General features: G+C 72.2%; 19 protein-coding genes, 1 tRNA gene and 1 riboswitch. Of the genes, 10 read left to right on the top strand and 10 right to left on the bottom strand.

Annotation, left to right across the window (positions count from 1 at the left end):
- The first annotated feature begins 33 nt into the window (after positions 1–33).
- Together M4486_RS13825 and M4486_RS13820 are read left to right on the top strand one after the other, a co-directional pair.
- Entirely contained in the window at positions 34–1,530 is a 1,497-nt protein-coding gene (locus M4486_RS13825; protein ID WP_249477825.1) for an amino acid permease, read from the top strand.
- A 135-nt stretch (positions 1,531–1,665) separates the two neighbouring features.
- Positions 1,666–1,749, top strand: a tRNA-Leu gene (locus tag M4486_RS13820).
- A gap of 96 nt (positions 1,750–1,845) precedes the next feature.
- Here M4486_RS13820 and M4486_RS13815 read toward each other — a convergent pair.
- Complete coding sequence (locus M4486_RS13815; RefSeq protein WP_249477824.1) at positions 1,846–3,603, bottom strand: TIGR03767 family metallophosphoesterase; 1,758 nt, start codon at positions 3,601–3,603, stop codon at positions 1,846–1,848.
- 233 nt (positions 3,604–3,836) lie between these two features.
- Here M4486_RS13815 and M4486_RS13810 point away from each other — a divergent pair, with 233 nt between their 5' ends.
- Both M4486_RS13810 and M4486_RS13805 read left to right on the top strand, forming a co-directional pair.
- Complete coding sequence (locus M4486_RS13810; protein ID WP_249477823.1) at positions 3,837–5,303, top strand: mechanosensitive ion channel; 1,467 nt, start codon at positions 3,837–3,839, stop codon at positions 5,301–5,303.
- Positions 5,304–5,401: 98 nt separating this feature from the next.
- On the top strand, positions 5,402–6,139 hold the full coding sequence (locus M4486_RS13805) for a class I SAM-dependent methyltransferase (protein ID WP_249477822.1): 738 nt from the start codon (positions 5,402–5,404) through the stop codon (positions 6,137–6,139).
- 133 nt (positions 6,140–6,272) lie between these two features.
- Here M4486_RS13805 and M4486_RS13800 read toward each other — a convergent pair whose 3' ends face one another.
- The gene (locus M4486_RS13800; protein ID WP_249477821.1) at positions 6,273–6,911 is read right to left on the bottom strand and encodes a DUF1345 domain-containing protein; all 639 of its coding nucleotides are present in this window, start codon (positions 6,909–6,911) and stop codon (positions 6,273–6,275) included.
- Positions 6,911–7,240 (bottom strand): YrhK family protein, encoded by a 330-nt coding sequence (locus tag M4486_RS13795; protein WP_249477820.1) that lies wholly within the window; start codon positions 7,238–7,240, stop codon positions 6,911–6,913. The genes M4486_RS13800 and M4486_RS13795 overlap by 1 nt, the downstream gene beginning before the upstream one ends.
- 205 nt (positions 7,241–7,445) lie before the next feature.
- Between M4486_RS13795 and M4486_RS13790 the strand changes: the two genes are divergently transcribed.
- Positions 7,446–10,223 (top strand): PEP/pyruvate-binding domain-containing protein, encoded by a 2,778-nt coding sequence (locus M4486_RS13790; RefSeq protein WP_249477819.1) that lies wholly within the window; start codon positions 7,446–7,448, stop codon positions 10,221–10,223.
- Between the two features lie 206 nt (positions 10,224–10,429).
- Here M4486_RS13790 and M4486_RS13785 read toward each other — a convergent pair whose 3' ends face one another.
- The 5 genes from M4486_RS13785 to M4486_RS13765 form a co-directional block, all read right to left on the bottom strand.
- Entirely contained in the window at positions 10,430–10,858 is a 429-nt protein-coding gene (locus M4486_RS13785) for a hypothetical protein (protein WP_249477818.1), read from the bottom strand.
- Positions 10,859–10,937: 79 nt separating this feature from the next.
- The gene (locus M4486_RS13780; protein ID WP_249477817.1) at positions 10,938–11,498 is read right to left on the bottom strand and encodes a hypothetical protein; all 561 of its coding nucleotides are present in this window, start codon (positions 11,496–11,498) and stop codon (positions 10,938–10,940) included.
- Between the two features lie 58 nt (positions 11,499–11,556).
- On the bottom strand, positions 11,557–13,620 hold the full coding sequence (locus tag M4486_RS13775; RefSeq protein WP_249477816.1) for an MDR family MFS transporter: 2,064 nt from the start codon (positions 13,618–13,620) through the stop codon (positions 11,557–11,559).
- On the bottom strand, positions 13,617–14,384 hold the full coding sequence (locus tag M4486_RS13770; protein WP_249477815.1) for a TetR/AcrR family transcriptional regulator: 768 nt from the start codon (positions 14,382–14,384) through the stop codon (positions 13,617–13,619). Before M4486_RS13770 ends, M4486_RS13775 begins: the two co-directional genes overlap by 4 nt.
- 378 nt (positions 14,385–14,762) lie before the next feature.
- Positions 14,763–15,674: an SDR family oxidoreductase gene (locus M4486_RS13765; RefSeq protein WP_249477814.1), complete on the bottom strand. Its 912-nt coding sequence runs from the start codon at positions 15,672–15,674 to the stop codon at positions 14,763–14,765.
- A 210-nt stretch (positions 15,675–15,884) separates the two neighbouring features.
- Here M4486_RS13765 and M4486_RS13760 point away from each other — a divergent pair, with 210 nt between their 5' ends.
- Both M4486_RS13760 and M4486_RS13755 read left to right on the top strand, forming a co-directional pair.
- Complete coding sequence (locus M4486_RS13760; protein ID WP_200501963.1) at positions 15,885–16,457, top strand: TetR/AcrR family transcriptional regulator; 573 nt, start codon at positions 15,885–15,887, stop codon at positions 16,455–16,457.
- A 42-nt stretch (positions 16,458–16,499) separates the two neighbouring features.
- Positions 16,500–17,192 (top strand): alpha/beta hydrolase, encoded by a 693-nt coding sequence (locus tag M4486_RS13755; RefSeq protein WP_249477813.1) that lies wholly within the window; start codon positions 16,500–16,502, stop codon positions 17,190–17,192.
- A gap of 21 nt (positions 17,193–17,213) precedes the next feature.
- Here M4486_RS13755 and M4486_RS13750 read toward each other — a convergent pair whose 3' ends face one another.
- Together M4486_RS13750 and M4486_RS13745 are read right to left on the bottom strand one after the other, a co-directional pair.
- Positions 17,214–17,528 (bottom strand): DMT family transporter, encoded by a 315-nt coding sequence (locus tag M4486_RS13750; RefSeq protein ID WP_200501961.1) that lies wholly within the window; start codon positions 17,526–17,528, stop codon positions 17,214–17,216.
- Positions 17,529–17,536: 8 nt separating this feature from the next.
- Positions 17,537–17,603: riboswitch (guanidine-III (ykkC-III) riboswitch) on the bottom strand.
- Between the two features lie 59 nt (positions 17,604–17,662).
- Entirely contained in the window at positions 17,663–18,298 is a 636-nt protein-coding gene (locus tag M4486_RS13745) for a P-loop NTPase family protein (RefSeq protein WP_249477812.1), read from the bottom strand.
- 93 nt (positions 18,299–18,391) lie between these two features.
- Here M4486_RS13745 and M4486_RS13740 point away from each other — a divergent pair, with 93 nt between their 5' ends.
- The 3 genes from M4486_RS13740 (at position 18,392) to M4486_RS13730 (ending at position 20,380) form a co-directional block, all read left to right on the top strand.
- Complete coding sequence (locus tag M4486_RS13740; RefSeq protein WP_249477811.1) at positions 18,392–19,144, top strand: HAD family hydrolase; 753 nt, start codon at positions 18,392–18,394, stop codon at positions 19,142–19,144.
- A gap of 124 nt (positions 19,145–19,268) precedes the next feature.
- Entirely contained in the window at positions 19,269–19,496 is a 228-nt protein-coding gene (locus M4486_RS13735) for a hypothetical protein (RefSeq protein WP_200501958.1), read from the top strand.
- Between the two features lie 92 nt (positions 19,497–19,588).
- Positions 19,589–20,380, top strand: coding sequence for a hypothetical protein (locus M4486_RS13730; protein ID WP_249477810.1), 792 nt, complete (start codon positions 19,589–19,591; stop codon positions 20,378–20,380).
- Positions 20,381–20,390 lie beyond the last annotated feature (10 nt).

Below are 20,390 nucleotides of genomic sequence, written 5' to 3'. Positions count from 1 at the left end.
AGGAGCGGGCGTGCAGACATCTACCCTGAGCGGATGAATTCCTCCTCCTCCACGCCCCCTCCCAGGGCGTCCGACTCCGCGGGATCGGGCACGGAACCGGCCCCGACGGCCCCCGCTCCGCAGCTTGCCCGCTCGCTCGGTCACGGCCAGATCGCCATGATCGCCATGGGTTCCGCGCTGGGCACCGGCCTGTTCCTCGGCTCCGGCGAGGCCATCGGCTACGCGGGCCCCGCCGTGATCATCGCGTTCGCCATCGGCTCCCTCATCGCGGCGACGATCGCACTGGCGATGGGCGAGATGGCCTCCCGCCACCCGGTGCGCGGTGGCTTCGGCACGCTGGCCGCCCACTACCTCTCCCCGTACTGGGGCTACCTCAGCCGCTGGCTGTACTGGATCGTGACGGTTGCGGTGACCGCGACCGAGCTCGTGGCCTGCGCGCTCTACCTCGCCTACTGGTTCCCGGCGATCCCCGTGCCCGTCGGCATCGTGCTGTTCGCGGCGGTCATCCTGGCCATCAACCTCACCACCGTCGGCTCCTTCGGCGCGGTCGAGTTCGTGCTCTCGAGCATCAAGGTGATCGCGGTGGTCGTGTTCATGCTCGTCGGCCTGTTCCTGGTGTTCCTGGGCACGGGCGCGCACCCCGCGCCGGGTCTCTCCGGGCTCACGGCCGACGGGGGCTTCGCCCCGAACGGCTGGGCGGCGGTCTGGATCGCCCTCAGCGTGGTGATGTTCAGCTTCGGCGGCATCGAGCTGCTGTCGATCACCGCGGCCGAGGCCAAGGAGCCCGCGCGCTCGATCCGCACCGCGGCCCGCACCACCATCGTGCGCCTGGCCCTGTTCTACGTGGTGAGCATCGGGATCGTCGTGGCGCTGGTGCCGTGGAGGCAGGCGTCGGCGACCGGCGAGGCCGTGGAGACCTCCCCGTTCGTGACCGTCTTCGACTCCATCGGCGTGCCCGCCGCCGCGAGCATCACGAACCTGCTGGTGCTCATCGCCGCCCTCAGCGCCGCCAACGCGAACCTCTATGCGGGAAGCCGCATCATGCACTCCCTCGCGGAGGACCGCCTGGCACCGCAGGTCTTCTCCCGCGTCACGCGGCGCAGGGTGCCCGCGCCTGCGATCGCCGTGAGCTGCGTGGGGATCCTCGCGGCCGCCGTGCTGCAGATGAGCGGCGTCGCCGCCTTCGGCTACCTGATGAGCGTCGTGGTGTTCGCCGTGCTGCTGGTGTGGATGCTGATCCTCGTGACCTACCTGCGCTTCCGCGCCCGCCGCGTCGAGGGCGCGACGTTCCGGATGCCCGGGGGACGGGTCTCCGCGACGGTCGGGATCATCGGCCTGCTCGCCGTGTTCGCGACCGTGGTGGTGCGCGCCGAGATGACGCTCGCCGCGATCGTCGGCATCATCGCCGTCGCGATCGCGACCGTGCTGTACGTGACGGTGGTGCGCCGACGCATCGACCCCGCCCACATCGACGACGCCTTCACCGAGGCGGAGCTCGTGCGCGAGCGGCAGGCCGGATCCTCCCGCTGACGTGCGCGCCGGCGGCCCGGTGCCGGAGTGGTGTTGCGCACCCCACGGTCGGCGGGGTTTGGGCGAGCGCCTGCGTACGAGTAGTCTGAGGGCACTTCGGTCTCGGTGAGCTGCGACTCCTGGTGCCGGAGACACGCGCGAGTGGCGGAATTGGTAGACGCGCACGGTTCAGGTCCGTGTGCTCGAGAGGGCGTGGGGGTTCGAGTCCCCCCTCGCGCACGTGAGACGAAGGCCCCCGGGAGAGATCCCGGGGGCCTTCTCGCATGGTCGGCCGGATCGGGTCGCGGGTCGGGCGGCGGGCGACCCGAGCGCGGCTCAGGCGCCGGGCGCCACCAGCAGCAGCTCGACGTTGCGGTCCTGCGGCGTGCCCTCCTGCGAGAGGTCCGCGTGGATGTCGTTGAACGACAGCTCGCGGTAGAGGGAGGCCAGTGCATCCCCCTGATAGGGCGCGTCTGCCTCGATCAGGGTGCTCAGCAGTGACAGGGTCCCGTCGCGGTTGTCCACGATCTCGACCACGCGCGCCTGCTGCGGGAAGTCCACGTGCGAGGCGGTGTTGATGATCCAGTAGCGGCGCTCGGGCTTCGCGTGCCCGTGCAGGCTGATCTCGTTGGTGTGGGTGTGGCCGTTGACCCAGGCCAGCACGTTGGGGAAGCGCCCCAGCAGGTTCGCGACATCCCAGCCGGCGTGCCGCAGCTCGCCGTTGCCCGGCTCGAGCAGCAGGTTGTTCATCGAATCGGGCGTGTGGTGGCTGAAGACCACGAAGCGGGTGTCCTCGGCCCGGCTGCGCACGAGCCGTCCCAGTCCGTCGTAGTGCCGGCTGGAGCCGCGCTCGAGCACGTCCTCGAGCCACCGGTACTGGGCGTGGCCGATCGAGCCGCCCGTGAAGCCGGCGCGGTTCGTCGAGTCCAGCGCGATGCCGACGACGCCCTCGGCGATCTCGAAGGTGTAGTACCCGGTGTCCTCCTGGACGTTCTGCTCGGTGAAGCCGTTGCCGGCCGGCCCCACCGGCTGCGGGCGCTCGAGGTGCGCGCGGATGTACTCCTCGGTGGTGAAGGGCGCGCGGCGCTCGTCGGCCGTGACCGAGAAGTCCCGCTTCGAGCGGGCGCTCCCGCTGCTGCGGCTCACCGAGCCGGAGAGCGCACGGGTGCTCTCGGCGCGGCTCACCTGCTCGCGCAGCTGCTTCTGGGCCGACGGGTCCTCGAAGCCGGTGAACTTCCAGCTCCCGGTGTAGAGGTCCGCGAGGCCCTTCCAGTCGGAGGGCAGGGTGCCGCTGATGGAGTCGTCGTGGTTGCCGAACACGCTGAACCAGGGCACCTGCAGACCGGGGCTGTGATGCGAGGAGGTCGCGCGCTCGAGCAGATCCGGGAGCTCCGGGAAGCCGACCTCCTTGTAGCGGTCGCGCACGGGGTCGGCGGGGTTCCAGTAGCTCGCGTCGCCGCTGCTCTGCACGCCCTCCCACCGGTCCGGATCGCCGGTCGAGGCCGCGATCTCGCCGCCGTTCATGACGGCGAGGAACCAGTCCAGCTCGATGTGCTCGTGGTTGTCCGTGTTGTCCCCGGTGCTGACCAGGCAGTCGAAGGGTCGCCCGGTGTGCGGGCCGCGGCGCAGGGAGTTCACTCGCTCGACCAGGGCGACGGCGCCCTGCGTGGTCAGGGACTCCTGCGGACGGAACGCGGAGCCCGTGAGGTCGTGCAGGAACTCGAAGCGCATGGGCGACTGGGCGTCCAGCACGTGGAGGTCCGTGAACTGCACGAACGACGCGAGAGACCGGCGGGTGTCGGCCCGGGAGGCCTTCGGAGCGTTCTCGAGGCCGTCCTCGCGCACCACGTGCTCGTAGCCCGGGCCGGCGACGAGCCGACGGTAGCCGTCCTCGGCGCCCTGCTCGGGCGTCGCGACGGCATCCAGCGTGGTGCCGTCGGCCCGCAGTCCGGAGTCCTCGGCGAAGGCACGACGGGCAGGTGCGACCGCCGCTGCGGTCCCTGCGATCGCGGTGGCGGAGACCGTCAGGAGTCCTCTCCGTGTGAGCGGACGACGGGCGTCGACGGGCGAGCAGCGGGGATCGGGATGAGCCATGGGATCCAGCCCAGCACCGCCACATGGCGCGGACATGGCGTCCGAGGAAGGAGGACATGACGAGCATCCCTCGGGCTCCGTCGTGCGGGGATCCGCCCTCTGGCCTGGCCTCGTCGCGAACCCTGGGTGTTAGCGTGGTCACACATCCGCAATTCCCCGGCAGAGGAGCCTCCTCACCGTCCCCGGCCCACAACCCGTCGGACGGTCGGCTCCCGTGACCCACGGAGGTAGCCGTGAACTCACTGTCCAATGTCGACTGGGCGGGACTGGGATTGAAGGTCCTGGCCGCCATCGTCGTCCTCATCATCACCGCGATCCTCGCGGCCGTCCTCAAGAGCGCAGCCTCGAAGCTCGCGCAGAAGGTGCCGGCGCTGCGGCGCATCGGCCAGGACGGAGCGTCCCTCGGCAATGCAGTGGGCACGATCCTCTCGATGGTGATCTGGCTGCTGGGCCTGGTGATCGTGCTGGGGATCTTCCAGCTGAACCAGGTGCTCACGCCCGTCACCTCGATGCTCGAGCAGGGCCTCGGGTTCCTGCCCAACATCATCGGTGCCGTGTTCGTGTTCGTGATCGGCCTGGTCATCGCCAAGATCGTGCGAGCACTCATCACCACCGCCCTGCACGCCGTCGATTTCGGCAAGCTCCTGGGCACCGCCCAGTCGGGCATCCAGAGGGCCACCGGCGGTGCCATGGGGGATCAGCGCGGCCCGCAGGGCGCCGCCTCCGCGCAGGGCACCGCCTCGGCGCAGGGCCAGGCTCCCGGACACACCCAGCCGCTTCCGCAGCAGGGCCAGGCGCCGCAGCAGGGTCAGCCCCAGCAGGGCCAGCACCCGCAGGCACAGACTCAGCAGGGACATCCCGGCCAGGGCGGTGGCAAGCCCGGCTCGAACATCCCCGAGATCATCGCCTCGGTCGTGTTCGCCCTGATCATGATCGTGGTGTCGATCGCCTCGCTGCAGATCCTCGGGATCGCCTCGATCTCCGATCCGGCCGCCTCGATGCTCACCACCGTGTTCACGGCGATCCCGAACATCATCGCAGCGGTCGCCCTGGTGGGGATCGGCGTGCTCATCGCGCGCTTCGTGACCGGGCTGTTCCGGCCGATCCTCGAGTCCACCGGGATCGACGACTGGCTGCAGAAGAACGACGTGATCTCCGAGGGCTCCTCGGCGACGCCCACCGTGCTGCGGATCATCGAGATCGCCGTGGTCCTGTTCTTCGCCGTGATGGCGGCGCAGGTGCTGGGCTTCCCGCAGATCACCGAGATCCTCAGCCAGATCCTGAACCTCGGCGGCAGCGTCCTGTTCGGCGCGGTCATCATCGCCGCCGGCTTCTTCATCGCCTCCGTGGTCTCCAAGCTCGTCTCGGGCACGGCCTCCACGGTCATCAAGTGGGCGATCATCATCCTGTTCGCCGCCATGGGACTGCAGTCCATGGGCGTGGCCGACAGGATCATCGAGATCGCCTTCGGCGCGCTCGTGATCGGCCTCGCGGCCGCCGCCGTGCTCGCCTTCGGACTGGGCGGCCGGGATGCCGCCGCCCGCCAGCTCGAGAAGATCGAGGAGAACAAGGGCAGGGCGGCGGCCTCCGGGAAGGCATCCGCGGCTGCGGGCGCGACCGGTTCCTCCGGTCCGGCCTCCTCCGGTCCTGCCACCGGGGGACCTGCCTCTGCTCCCACCACGGAGGGCCCGCAGGCCTGACGCCTGCTCCTTCCGAGCTCTGACCGACGGGGCGCTCCGCTGCGGCGGGGCGCCCCGTCGGCGCACCATCGGCCCGCTCGGCTTGGCACACTGGAGGCATGCCCTCCCTTCCCCTGCAGCCCACGCCGCCGTCGGACTCCGGTGCCGGGGCGCCCTCGTCCGGCCCTGCGGATCCGACGGCCGCTTCGGATCGGACGCCCTCCATCGGCCCCGACGAGAACCTCTGGCACGCGGCCGTGCGCCGCGATCCCGGGCACGCCCGCCGCTACGCCGAGCGCTGGCGGCGCATCGCCGCCGAGGGCACCGACATCCTGGGCGAGGCGCGACTGATCGATGCGATGGCCCCCCGTCGCGCGCGCATCCTCGATGCCGGCTGCGGCACGGGCCGGCTCGCCGCCCACCTGCTGCCCGCCGGGCACGCGCTCGTGGGCGTCGACCTCGATCCCGAGCTGATCGCGGTGGCTCGGGAGGACCATCCGCAGGCGCGCTGGGAGGTCCAGAACCTCGCCGAACTCGACCTGCGCGAGGCGGGCGGGGACCGCGCGACGCCTTCCGACGCCGGCGAGCGCCTCGTGTTCGACCTCGAGGTGAGCGCGGGGAACGTGCTCGCCTTCCTCTCGGCCGCCGAGCGTCGGCCCGCCCTCGAGCGCCTGGCCGCGCACCTCGCCCCCGAGGGTCGCCTCGTCGCCGGCTTCGGCGCGGGGCGCGGCTACGCCTTCGAGGACTTCGCGGCCGACGCCGAGGCCGCGGGCCTCGTCCTCCAGCAGCGCTTCTCGAGCTGGGACCTGCGGCCCGCCTCCGACGACTTCCTCGTCGCGATCCTGGCGCGGGCCTGACCCGGGACCAGCGACGTGCGGCCGACGACCGGCGACAACCGGCCGACGACACCCGGCCGGAGCGGTGGTCGTGCTGTCGTGCTCGTCGTCCCTGACGGCGGCCGAATGATCGAGCCCGATCCGGCGGGCCCTCTCAGCCGAGCCCGAAGACCCCGGCCACGAGGTTCACGGCCGCACCGAGGATGACCAGGCCGAACACGAACGAGACCAGACCGTGGCGCAGCACGATCTTGCGCATGCCGCGGTCCACCGCGCCGGTGTCGGTGACGCCGTAGGTCATGCCCACCGCGTAGGCCACGTAGAGGAAGTCCGAGTAGGCGGGCGGATCGTCGTCCCCGAAGTCGAGCCCGCCGCCGGTCGCGTAGTAGCGGTGGGCGTAGTGCACGGCGTAGGTCTGGTGGACGCACGCCCAGGCGCCGAACACCCCCACCAGGGTGATGACCGCGCCCAGAGTGGACGCCCCGCTGGGGCCCGCCGCGCCCAGGTGCAGGGCGACGACGGTGATCACCGCGAGGGCGGAGGCGCCCGCGGTGAGGGCCTCGTCGGCCGAGGGGCGCAGGTCCTCCCGGCCCACGCTGCGCCGCGTCTGCTCGGCGTCCATCGGCCACAGCGAGAGCCACGAGGTGACCAGGAAGACGGTCTCGCCCACGGTGATCGCGATCATCGTGGCGTGGACGCGATCGGTCGCGAGCCAGAGCAGGACCCCCAGGACACCGCCCACCACGATCGAGAGCAGCAGGCGCAGGCGCGTCGAGTCCTTCAGCCGGGTCATCAGAAGTCCATCGCGTGCGGCACCGGTCGGCCGCTGACGCGCTGCAGGTGGAAGCGTCGGGCCAGGCGGATCGCGGGGCGGATCGTCATCTGGATCGAGCCGATGAGGAACAGGACGGTGCCCGCCGTCATCATCGAGGCGAAGAAGAAGAAGATCGAGCCCACGATGAACCAGATGCCGATCAGGACGTCGTTCGCGATGCTCGCGGCCTCGTAGCGCTGGCTAAGGACGAGCTCGTGATGGCCGATGCGCACGTCCAGGGAGTGGTCCTCGTGGTGGGCACGAGTCTGCGCGATGCGCGGGGTGTTGTGAGGGGCGTCGTTCTGCATGGTGGGGCCAGCCCTCCTCGGATCGATGGCCGACGGTACGGCGTGCCGCGACGCTAGCAGAGGCGGACGGCGACGCCGGGCGGCGCGGCCACCGCTGCGCAGCGGGTGGCCGCCGGCGGTGCAGCGGGTGGCCGCCCGGTCGGCGCGGGGTTACGCTCTCTGGCGCCACGCGTCCCACTCCGGGCGCACCGTCGAAGAAGGCGCCATGGTCGACCGCACCGTCCGCGGGTTCCAGGACATCTCACGGGAGGACGTCGCGGAGGTGGGCGGCAAGGCCGCGAACCTCGGCGAGCTCACGCAGGCGGGGATCCCCGTGCCGCCGGGCTTCGTGCTCACCACCGACGCCTACCGACGGTTCGTCGAGACCGCAGGCATCCAGGAGCGGCTGCTCGACGCCGTCCGCGATCTCGACCCCGACGACACCGAGGCCGCCGACCGGGCGAGCGCCGAGGTCGGAGCGCTGTTCGCGGGCACCGAGATCCCCGCGGAGCTGCGAGACGCGCTCCTGTCGGCGCGCGAGACGCTGGGCGAGGCACCGGTCGCGGTGCGCTCCTCGGCCACCGCGGAGGACCTCGAGGACGCGAGCTTCGCCGGACAGCAGGAGACGTACCTGCACGTCACCGGCGATGACGGCCTGCTGCGGGCCGTCCGCGACTGCTGGGCCTCCCTGTGGTCCGCCCGGGCGCTGGCCTATCGCGCGCGCCGCGGCATCGACCCGGCCGACGTCGCGCTCGCCGTGCTGGTCCAGGAGATGGTCGCGGCCGATTCCGCGGGCGTCATGTTCACCGCGAACCCGCAGAACGGCAGGCGCTCCGAGACGCTCATCAGCGCCGCCTGGGGCCTCGGCGAGGCCGTCGTCTCCGGGCAGGTCGACACCGACGACCTGGTGATCGACACCCTGCGCCGACGCGTCGCCTCCCGCTCGACGGCCGACAAGAAGGTGATGGTGGTGCCGGCCGCCCCGGCCGCCCCGGCCGCCCCGGCCGCCCCGGACGACGCGGACGACGCGAGGGGGGCCGACGGAGGCACCCTAACGGTCCCCGTCGGCCCCGCCGAGCGGCGCGCCCCCGTGCTCGACGACGACGCCGCACTCGACCTCGCCGCCTGGGGCGCACGGATCACCGACCACTACGGCGCCCCGCAGGACGTGGAGTGGGCGCGCGCCGGCACCGGCTTCGTCATCACCCAGGCGCGGCCCATCGTCGGCCTCCCCGCGCCGGCCGGACCCGCCCCGACGTCGTGGTCCGTGCCCCGTCGCCACGCCGGCTACTTCCGCGCGAGCATCGTCGAGCAGATGCCCGACCCGCTCACGCCGCTGTTCGCGGACCTCGCCGCCGCACACGTCATCGAGCAGATGATCGCGACGGTGACGGACGCGAGCGGCAGCCGCGTCTTCCGCGACAAGGGTGTCGAGTTCACGACCATCAACGGCTACGCCTACTACGGGTACACGAACGCCGCGATGGCCGGGATGACGGCCCGGTCGGGGCTGCTCGTGCCCCGTCTGCTGCGCGGCGGCGTGGGCGGGCCGCGCTACTGGCGCACCACGGCGCTGCCGCGGTACCGGCGCGTGGTCGAGGAGGAGTCCGCGACGGACGCCCGCTCGACCGGGGCCGTGGCGCTGCTCGAGAGCGCGGAGCGCCTGGTCGCGGCCGGTTTCGCCTACTACACGGCGGTGCAGACCGTGATCCCGCCCGTGGTGATCGCCGAGTCCGCTCTCACGGCCTTCTGCCGCCGCGTCGCCCGGCCCGGTGACTCGCGCCCGGAGACCCTCCTGTTCGGCTTCGAGAGCGAGCCGATCCGCGCCGAGCAGTCCCTCTACGACCTCGCCGCATGGGCGCGCGAGCACGAGAGCCTCGCCTCGGCCCTCGAGGCCTCCGACGCGGTCCCCGAGCACTGCCCGGAGGGCGTCGACGAGGTGGTGTGGACGCAGTGGCGCGAACGCTTCGCCGCCCACCTGGACGCGCACGGCCACGCCACCTACACCCTGGACCTCGCCCAGCCGGTCGCCGCCGACACCCCCGAGCTGCTGTGGGACGTGCTGCGCATGTACCTGCGCGGGGAGGGGACGGATCCGCGCGAGCGCCGCGAGAAGGCGGCGCGGGACCGCGAGGAGGGCGCCGCACGGATCTCCGCCCATCTCTCCTCACCGCTGCGCAGGCTGTTCGAGCGCCTGCTGCGCCGCGCCCAGGAGCTCGCGCCCGCCCGCGAGGACGCGCTCGCATGCATCGGCCTGGGCTGGCCCGCGGCCCGGCGCGCCCTGCGGGAGATCGGCCGCGGCCTCGTCGCAGCGGGCGTGATCGCGCAGGCGGACGACGTGTTCTGGCTGCGCAGGGACGAGCTGCTCGACCTCGCCCGCGCGCTCGACGGTGGCGCGGAGTCCCTGCCCACACGGGCGGGGATCATCGAGGACCGCCGGGTGACCTGGCGCGGCCAGAAGCTCGCGACGCCCCCGCAGCTGCTGCCCGAGCGCTCCATCTGGCACGGCTTCGACCGCTGGATGCCGTCGGTCGGCGAGGGCGGGGGCGGGGCGGGCGGCGGCGGTGGCGAGGGCGGTGCGGAAGGCCCCGTGCTCACCGGGATCGGCGGCAGCGGCGGCACGGTCACCGCACCCGTCCACGTCCTCTCCGGACCCGACGAGTTCCGCGACTTCCGTCCCGGCGAGATCCTGGTCGCCGCGATCACCACCCCGGCGTGGACGCCGCTGTTCGCCATGGCCGCGGGCGTGATCACCGACGTGGGCGGGCCGCTCAGCCACAGCTCCATCGTCGCCCGCGAGTACGGCATCCCCGCCGTGCTCGGCACCGGCACGGCCACCCGCCGCCTGCGCACCGGTCAGCGGGTGAGGATCGACGGCGGCGCCGGGACGGTGCGGGTGGTCGAGGAGGGGGACGGGCAGGGACGGGGCGGAGGAGAGCGGAGAGGTGACGGACGAGGCGGGGCACGGGAGAAGCAGCAGGGCGCACCGGCTGCGGCCCCGTGACGCGCCTCCCGAGGGCCCATGCATACGAACAGTGCTGCGCAATGGTCGTTATGAGGGCTCATAACGACCATTGCGCAGCACTGAAAGTGCGTCGGGCGCCGGATCGGGCCCGGCGGATGCCCGGAGCGGGCCGTCGGCCGGGGCGACGGGCGCTCCGGCCGACGGGCCGGTCCGGCCGACGGACGACCCCGGCCGACGGGAGGGGCTCAGGCCTCCGTGCGGGCGGCGCGGGCGCGGGCGCGCCGGGCGACGGCGGAGAGCCCGCCGGCGAGGACTGCGACCAGGGCCGCGAGCGCGACCACGGCGAGCACGAGGCCGACGAAGAAGTCGTTCGTGGTGCCGACCGACCAGTCGCCCCCGCGCTTCTGGGTGTCGGTGAGGAACGGCGCGAGCATCATCCACAGGCCGCTCAGGGTGAGCAGCCCCAGGACGCCCATGCCGACCTTGTCGAGCACGCTGATCGGTTCGGCCTTCACGGCGGAGACGGACTCGGCGCGGTCGACCGAGCCGGTCGAGCCGACGGTGCCGACCGAGCCGGTCGAGCTGGCGGAACCGGCCGCGTCGGCGGTCTGGGGTGCGGCGGTCTGGGCGTGCGAGCCCGTGCCGGCGGGGGCGGTGTGCGAGATCTGGGTCATCAGGATTCTCCTTGAGGCGAGAATGCGCTGGCTGCGTGCGCGGGATGCGCGCGCCGGAGCGCTGGATACGGGGGAGCGCTCAGCGCTCGGCGGGGACGGCGGCCTGGGCACCGGTGTCGGTGCCGACGGCGGCGCGGCCGTACTCGCGGTGATGGGGCGTCTCCGCGGCGGCGGAGGCGGTGTGCTCCTCGCGCTCGATGTCGCGGGCCAGGGCCGCGATCAGCGGCTCGAGCATCGCATCCATCTCACGGGAGCGCTCCGAGGCGGGGGCCGCCGGGGCGCCCTGCTGCGCGTAGCCCTGCTGCGGGAAGGACTGCTGGCCGTACTGCTGCTGTCCGTACTGCTGCTGTCCGTACTGCTGGGCGGGATCCTGCTGCCCGTACTGCGCCTGCTGGGGTGCGGGGCGCGGGGTGACGAACCCGGCCTGGACCATGTGCTTGCTGAGCGCGGCGGCGAACACGATCACGCCGATCAGGCCGACGAGGGCTAGCGGGAGGCCGGTCCAGACGTCGGTGAGGGTCGCGTCGGTCCAGTCGGCGTCCTTCTTCTGGAAGCCCAGGGCGAAGGGGGAGAGCACGAGCCAGAGCCCGGCCATCATGGCGAGGAGCGAGGCGATCGCTCCGATCAGTCGACGAGTCATCAGAACTGTCCTTTCGGGGGCCGTCCCGGACGGGACGGCGAGGTGTGTCGAGTGCCGCTCAGGACTGGGCGGCGAGGTGCGGGGACATGAGGGGCGCGCTGCCGTCGGCCCGGTAGGGGTCGTGGCTCTCGTGCTCGTGCCCGTGCTCGGCCGCATCGGTGCCGTCGAGGTCGGCGGCGTGCGGTGCGCGGTGGCGGCCCCGGGAGGGGTCGGCGGCGTCGACGTCGGCCCCGGCCCCGCGCAGCAGGGCGATGGCCGCCGGCGTGACCAGCGAGCGCACGGCGAAGTCGGCGCGCTCGGCGGTGCTGCCGGGTCGTTCCCCGGCGAGGTGGGCGAGGGCCCGCGTGAGCTCGGAGTCCTCGTCGGCCCGATGGGCGCGCTGGATGACGAGGGAGAGCACGAGGCCCAGCCGCAGATCGTCCTCGCGCTCGGTGCGGGCCGCGAGCGCGGCGCCGCCGGCCGGGAGGCCGTTCGTCGGCGCACCGGTCGCGGGGAACCCGGTCCCGGGAGCGCTCGCCGCGCCGGCCTCGCCCTCGGTCATCCCGGAGGCGCCCACGGTCGTGGCCAGCGGGACCTCCTTGATGAAGAAGACGATCACGAAGGCGACACCGAGCAGCGGCACCAGCCACAGGAAGATCGGGGTGAGGGCGTCGGTGTAGGCGCCCACGACGATGTCCTGGATCTGCTGGGGCAGCTTGTCCACGACGGCCGGCGTCAGGGAGTTGGTGTCCCCGCTGCCGCCCATCTGCTGGGCCGCCTGCGCGGGCATGCGCTCGCTGAGCAGGTCCGTCAGCCGGCTCGTGAACACCGAGCCCACGATGGCCGAGCCCAGGGACGCGCCGATCTGCCGGAAGAAGTTGTTCGAGGCGGTCGCGGTGCCGACCTCGGCGGCGGGGAACGTGTTCTGCACGATCAGCACGAGGTTCTGCATGCCGATGCCCAGGCCCGCGCCGAGCACGAACATGTGGGACATGATCACCCAGGTCGCGGTGTCGGTCGTCATGGTGGACAGCAGGAACACGCCGAGCGCGGCGACCAGCATCGAGAGGATCGGCGCCCACTTGTAGCGGCCGGTCCGCGAGACGATCTGGCCCGAGGCGATCGAGGTGATCAGCAGCCCGCCGACCATCGGCAGCAGCATCAGACCGGACTCCGTGGCGGAGACGCCGGTGGACATCTGCAGGTAGGTGGGCATGTAGCCGATCGCGCCGAACATCGCGATCGCGATCACCAGGGCGGCGATCGTGGTGAGCACGAAGTTGCGCTTGCGGAACAGGTGCAGCGGGATGATCGGCTCGGCGGCGTAGCGCTCGGCGAGCACGAACAGGGCGCCGAACACGACGGTCGCGACGAACAGCAGGATGATCTGCCAGGAGACCCACTCGTAGGTGTTGCCGCCCCACGAGGTCGCGAGGATCAGCGAGGTCACGGCGATCGCCATGGTGAGGATGCCGAACACGTCCAGGCGGGCGCGCTGCGACTTCTTGGGCAGCTTCAGGAAGAACACGGCGGCCAGGATCGCGATCGCGCCCAGCGGGATGTTCAGCCAGAAGCCCCAGCGCCAGCTGAGCGACTCGGTGAACCAGCCGCCCAGCAGCGGGCCCACCACGGAGGACAGCCCGAACACGGCGCCCATGACGCCCATGTACTTGCCGCGCTCACGGGCGGGGACGACGTCGGCGATGATCGCCTGGGCGAGCAGCATGAGCCCGCCGCCGCCGATGCCCTGGATGGCGCGGCCGGTGATGAGCACGCCCATGTTGCCGGCGACGGCGCCCACGAGGGAGCCGACGACGAACACGGACAGCGCGAAGATCAGCAGGGGCTTGCGGCCGATGAGGTCGCCGAGCTTGCCGTAGATCGGCATCATGATCGTCGAGGCCAGCAGGTACGCCGTGGTCACCCACAGCATCTGGTCGACGCCGTCCAGGTCGCCCACGATCGTGGGCAGGGCGGTGGAGAAGATGGTCTGGTCGAGCGCCGCGATGAACATCGCGATGAGAAGGCCCGCGAACAGCGGGACGAGTTTGGTGGACGGAGCCGTGCCGGAGGACGCGGACGGAGCGGCGGGCTGTCCGTGCGCTCCGCGCGCCGCGGGGGCTGCGGTCTGGGTGGCGGTCATAGCTCTGCTTCCTGGATGAGGGTCAACGTGTCGAGGAGCGACTCCATGAGCTCGCGGTCCTCGATGTCGGGGTTCTCGACGGTGATCTGGATGGCGTAGCGGGCGATGCCCCACCACATGGCGACGATGAAGCCCGTCTGCCGGGTGATGAGCGCTTCGACCGCCGGATCGGCTGCGGGAGTGCCTGCGCCGTCGGGGTCGGACCCGGCATCGGAGGCGGCGCCGCCCGGTCCGGGTGGTGTGCCCGAGGCGCCGTAGCGCTTGCGGATCCTGCGGGTGACCAGGTCCTCGAGATCGCGGTTCTTCGCGGCGACCTTGTCGGCCATCGCCTTGGCGAGGGTCATGTCGCTGCGGATCAGCTCGAGGCGGGCTCGCCAGATCTTCGGGTCCACGTCGTGCGGCTTGGTGGTCATCATCGCCAGGAGCATGCGGACGAGATCCGCGAGGATGCTGCCGCGCGGGCCGTCGATGAAGGCTTCCTGGAGGTGTTCGGGGAGCGGGCCCGGATCGCGGCCGATGACGACCGCTTCCTTCGACCCGAAGTAGTTGAAGAACGTCCGCCGCGAGACGTCCGCGCTCTCGCAGATCATCTCCACGGTGACGTCGGCGAAGCCGTGCTCGATCATCAGCTCGAGGGCGGCGCGCTCGATGCGTCGGCGCAGCTCCTCGCGCTTGCGCTCGCGCAGCCCGGGCTTCTTCGTGGCGGCCGATCCGTCCGGGGTCGCCTCCGCGTCGCGCGGGGTCTGGGTGTCTGTCGGGGACATCGCACCTCTCCTGATGGTTCCGTGGGTCGGCCGACGGGGATCGGGGTCCGCGGATCCTGCGCTGAGCGGGTTCCGGCGGCTCGGGAGTCCGTCGTCCGACGACGTGCACCAGAATATGCACCGAGTGCACGTTTGCATAGAGTGCACGGTGTCTGCTGAGTCACGGGAGGGCGCAGGACCGAGCGGTGCGTGCGGTGCGTGCGGGGTCGCGGACACAGCGATCCCCGCGCCCCATGGGGGTGCCGCGGGGATCGCGTGGTGCCGTCGGAGGCCTTCGGAGGTCCGGAGACCCGCCGAGGAGGACGCCTGCCCGGGAGCGGGGCCTCTGAGGAGTAGTCCCGCAGGAGTTCTGGCGCGGGGCCTCTGGCGTGGGGCCGCTCAGGAGGGATAGCGGCCGGCCCGCAGGTCCTCGAGCAGGCTGGGGTGAGTGGGCTCCCAGCCCAGGGCCGAGCGGGTCCCTCGGCTGCTCGCCGGCTGGTCCAGGGCGAAGATCTGGCCCAGGAACCCGAAGGTCTCCGCGTCGACGGACTGCACGGGGAGATCGAGGGCCTCGCCGATCGCGGCGGCGATGTCCCGCATCGCGTCCCCTTCGTCGGCGACGGCCTGCGCCTGGAATCCGGCGTCGGCGCGCTCGAGGGCGAGGCGGAAGAGCCGGGCGGCGTCCTTCACGTGCACCGCGGGCCAGCGCTGGCCGCCGTCGCCGACGAACCCGGAGACGCCGCTGCGCTGGGCCGCCTGGATAAGCATGGAGGCGAAGCCGTAGCGGACGTGCGCCTGGTGCACCGAGCGCGGCAGTCGGACCGCGACGGGCCGCACGCCGTGCGCGGCGAGGTCCATCACGTACTGGGCCGTGCGCGCGCGGGCCGCCATCGGGCCCTCGGCGAGGTAGGGGTCGTCCTCGGTGGATGCGCGGCCGGGGATCGCGGGCGTGCCGGAGGCGATCACGAAGGCCGGGCCCTCGTGCGGAGCGGGGGCGGGAGCGAGGGCGCGCTCGGCCAGCGCCTCGCCCATGGCGTGCACGGCGCGCGACTCCTCCTCGACCCCGGCCTCGACCGCGGTGAAGTCGTTGCTGAAGGCGAGGTGCACGACGGAATCGGTCGCCGCGACCCCGCGGCGCAGCGCGTCGAGGTCCGTGAGATCGCCGGGGAGGGAGGAGGCTCCGAGCTCCTGGAGCCGAGCGGCCGAGCGCTCGGAGCGCGCGAGGCCGACCACCTCGTGCCCTGCGCTGATCAGCTCGGGGACGACGGCGGATCCGATGAACCCGGTGGCGCCGGTGACGAAGACCTTCATGGTGAGTCCTCTCGAGGATGCCGCCTGGTGCGACATGTGTGCCGTCAACGTACACCCGATGGGACTGGTGTCGCATCGGTTGATGGAACAGGTGATGTTCAGCGGTGCACATCGCCCCTGCCAGCAGGAATGGCAGTCACGGGATGGTCGTCCCATGGCTCGGGCCGCCGACGGGCGCGATTAACCGGCCGGGCGGTAGAGTCCCCTTCCATGCCCCGCTGGAAGCCCGATGCACGAGAGCGCCTGGTCGCCGCCGCGATCCGCCTGTTCTCGGAGCAGGGATACGACGCGACCACCGTGGCGCAGATCGCCGAGGCCGCGGACCTCACCCGCAGCACGTTCTTCCGCCACTTCGGCGACAAGCGCGACGTGCTCGCGGCCGGGCAGGAGTCCCTCTCGCAGCTGCTGCGCGAGGGGGTCGCGGCGGCGCCCGACGACGCCTCGCCGCTGACCGCGGTCGAGTCCGGACTGCTCCGCGCGAGCGAGGCGATGACACCGGAGCGCCGGGAGATGGGTCCGAGGATGCGCGCGGTGATCGCGGCGAGCGCCGAGCTGCGCGAGCGCGACCAGCTCAAGCACGTGGGACTCGCGGCCGAGACCGCGCGTGCGCTCGAGGAGCGCGGCATCGCTCCCCGGACGGCGGCGCTCGCCGCGGAGATCGGGCTGCTCGCCTTCAAGAACGCGTACGCGACCTGGACCGACGGCGACGGCAGTACGTCCTTCGCCGATGAGCTGTGCGACGAGCTCGACGCCCTGCGCGCGACGCTCCCCGACGTCGGCTGAATCGGCACGGCTGAACCGGAACGGATGAATCAGGAGCAGTCCATGAGCAGGCCCAACCCCTTCGGCTTCCCGCCCGTCGAGCGCATCGGCGAGGGACCCGCGCGGATCGACGAGAGCGCGGTGCGCTTCTTCCCGCACGCGCCGGGTCCGCAGGACCGCGTGGTGCTGCTCCTGCACGGGCTGGGCAGCAACGAGCAGGATCTGCTGTCCCTCGCGCCGATGCTGCCGGGCGGGGTGGTCTATGCGTCGCTGCGGGGAGTCCTCGCCTGCGGGCCCGGCTTCGGCTGGCTGGCGCCGCCGCCGCTCGGCGCGGACGACCTCGGCCTGCTCGAGGAGTCCGCCGCGGCGCTCGAGGACTGGGCCTCGCGCGCGGTGCCCGGGCGGATCGTCGGCGCGATCGGCTTCTCGCAGGGCGCCGGGCTGTCCCTGCAGCTGCTGCGCCGCCATGCCGAGACCCTCGACTGGGTGGTCGTGCTCTCGGGAGCACCGTTCCCAGCGGACCTCCCGGGCGACGCCGCGCTCGCCAATCGGGACGTGCCCGCGCTCTGGGGCCACGGCGGACAGGATCCGCTGTTCGACCCGACGATGGAGGCACAGGTCAGGGACTGGCTGAGCCGTCGTACGCGGCTCACCGAGGAAATCTCGCCGAGCCTCGGTCACGGCATCGACGAGCAGATCCTCGACGCGGTGGCGGCGTTCGTCCGTGCCCGCCTCACGGAGGGCACGAGCAGCTGAGCGGCGACGATCTGCAGGGCTTCAGCCGCTGATCTTCAGGCCGATCACGCCGCCGATGATCATCGCCAGGAACAGCACCTTCATCACCGAGACCGCCTCGGCGCCCGTGACCATCGCGAAGAGGACGGTGACGGTCGCGCCGATCCCCACCCACACCGCGTAGGCGGTGCCCGTGGGCAGGTCGCGCATCGCGAAGGCGAGGCCGGCCATGCTCAGCACCAGTCCCACGGCGAAGACGATGGACGGGGTGAGCCTGCTGAAGCCCTCCGAGCGGCCCAGGGCGGTGGCCCACACGGCTTCCATCAGGCCCGAGAGCACGAGAACGATCCAGGACATGTCAGCCTCCTGCGGCCGTCTTGTCGCTGTCCGGGTACGGCACCCTCGTCCGGGGACCCTGTCGTCGGATCCGTTCTCACGGTCGCACGCGCGAGGGGCCGCGGCAAGGGCAGATGGGTCACCAGGTCACCAGGTCACCGGGTCACCGGGTTTCCAGGTCTCGGGCCCGGGGACGGGGACTGGGACTGGGACTGGGGGAGAGGCTGCGCCGGTTCTCTGCTGGGCCGGGTGCGGCGGTCAGCTGGCTCCCAGGCCAGCACCTCGTCCCGCAGCTCCGTCACGGTGCGGGCGGCGTCCAGGCGCAGGATCGGCTGGCTCCGGGCGGCGAGCCAGGCCTCGTGCTGGTGGCGGCTCCGTCCCGTGAACGACGGGTCGTCGTAGGAGCGGGCCCAGTCGCGGAAGTCCCGCCAGGCGTCGTCGTCCATCGCCCCGCCCTCGCGGCGCCGGGACTCGCGCTCGCGCAGGCGCGACATGCGCACGTCGGGGTCGAGGGTGAGGAACACGATCGCGCTGCACGTCTCCACGATCTGCTCTCCCCACCCGGTCATCGCCCCGGAGAGCACCCAGGCGTCGCGGGGCGCGAACATCTGGTCCATGAGGGCCAGGCGCTCGGCCGGCGTGCGCTTGGTGGTGAACGGCGGGTCGGTGGGCACCCAGAAGTAGTCGTCGGCGTCGGCGTGGGGGACGGACCAGGAGTCGGCCACGGCGCGGCCCAGTGTCGTGGTCCCCGAGCCGCTCGCGCCGAGGACGTGGAGGCGGCAGCGATGCATGGGGCCAGTCTCCCGTACCGCGGCGCCACCGTCTGCGAGACTCCGACGTCGCCGTCTGCGAGGATCGTCGGACGACGACATGAGGCGGTGGCCGTGGTGGACCGGATCCGGACGCGAGCGGTGATCCTCGACCTCGACGACACGCTGTTCGACCATCGGACCTCGGCCCGGGCTGGCCTGGCGCACCTGGTCGAGGAACTGGGCGAAACCCCGAGCGACGAGATCGCGGACGCCTGGGAGGCCACCGCCGTCCACCTCATGGCACGACGGCGGGCAGGGGAGATCGACCGCGCGGAGTACCGACGCGAGCGCGTCCGGCACCTCGTGGACGATCTGCGGCTCGACGATCCCCGTCGACCCGGCGGGCCTCGCCCCGCGGGCGACCCGCACCGGCTCGCCGATGCGGAGTGCGACGCGTTCTACGACCGCTTCCTCACCCTGTACGAGCAGGAGTGGAGAGCGTTCGACGACGTCCTGCCGACGCTTCGCGCACTCGATGACCTGCGGCTCCCGGTCGCCGTGCTCACCAACGGGCCGGAGCTGCGACAGCAGAAGAAGATGAGGGCTCTCGGGCTGCGGGACCTCGTCGTGGGCGTCTGGACGAGCGAGGGGATCGGGGCGGCGAAGCCCGATCCGGCCAGCTATCTCACGGTCTGCGCGGCGGTCGATCTGGAGCCGACCGACGTGCTCCACGTCGGCGACAATCCGGAGCACGACCTCCGCGGCGCGCAGGACGCGGGACTGCGAGCGCTGCACCTGGATCGCCGAGGTGAAGCCGGCGTCGGCGGGGCCGATGCCGGCGGGACTCGGATCCGCGTGCTGGGCCAGCTGCTCGACCACCTGTGATCCGACCCTGACGCGTGAACCCAGGGGCTCCGGTGCACCGCGCGCTCCGGTCCGTGGGATCCTCGGGGACGGACGATCCGCCCCATCGCCCCGCGGGCGGACGACGAACGACAGGAGTGCACCCGTGACCGACACCCCCGCCCACGACCACACGCGACCGCAGGTCATCGACAAGATCGACGAGGCCCTGCACGAGGCGCCCGAGCGGTTCCCCTTCGTGGTCGTCGTCGGCGACGAGGACATGCACGTGCTCGCCGCTCCCGATGCGAGCAGCGACGAGCTCGGCACGGCGCGGGCGGCGCTCACCCACCTGCTCGAGCACTGGGAGCAGGTCGTCCAGCCCGCCGAGTGAGCGTCGGCATCCCAGCACCCTCGGATCCTGGCGCTACGCTCGCTCGGAGGAACGACCGCAGGTGCGGTGGGCACCGCAGGAAAGAGGGACGCATGACGGAGCGGCAGGACGCCGGGAGCGGGACCACGCAGGGGGCGACGGAGGACCGGAGCCAGACCTCGAAGGCGTCCATCGCCGACGGGCCGGAGTGGATGCACGACAAGGAGTTCCTCCTCCGTGCCGGTCAGGAACTGCTGGTCTCCCTCGGGGTCGACAGCTCGTGGGTGGACCGGTTGCCCGGTCTCGAAGGCCCGATCGAGCAGCTCCAGGAGCTCCAGGGCGAGGTCGACGCCGAGCACGGCCGGCCCGGATCCGATGCGGAGCCCGAGGACGGACGGAACGAGGGCGAGACGCCCTCGATCGACGAGTACTCGCCCCAGCAGCGGCAGCGCCTGAACGCTCTCATCGACGAGATCCTGCCGATCGTGCTTCCCGTCGCCCGCCAGACGATGGACCGTCTGGACGAGCGCGGCATCCGCCCGGAGATCGCCGGCGGCAGCGCGCCCGCACTGCGCGCCGCCCTGCAGGACGTCGAGAGCTTGTACGAGTCGGGCTCGTGGCGCACGGCGAACGGCGAGACCCTCGACGGATACCTCCGCTGGTTCACCGACGAGCACAGTGCGCTCGGGGTCGAGGCGGTGCCGCCCACGCGAGCCGAGATCCGCACCATCGTCACGGTCGTGCGGGGCATGCCACGGGCCACCGTGCGCAGGATCGCGAAGTTCCGCGGCCGCCTGTACCTGGGGATCGTGGTGCGGATCCTGCTCCGCCTCCTCCGTCACGAGTCCGCGGAGGGCACGGCGGACGCGGCGAGCGGTACCTCGCAGCACCCGTCGCAGGAGTAGATCCCGGGGG

This window comes from Brachybacterium kimchii, assembly GCF_023373525.1.
Taxonomy (GTDB): Bacteria; Actinomycetota; Actinomycetes; order Actinomycetales; family Dermabacteraceae; genus Brachybacterium; species Brachybacterium kimchii.
The sequence above is the reverse complement of the archived record's forward strand: the minus strand, read 5'-3'. Positions and strand labels throughout refer to the sequence as shown.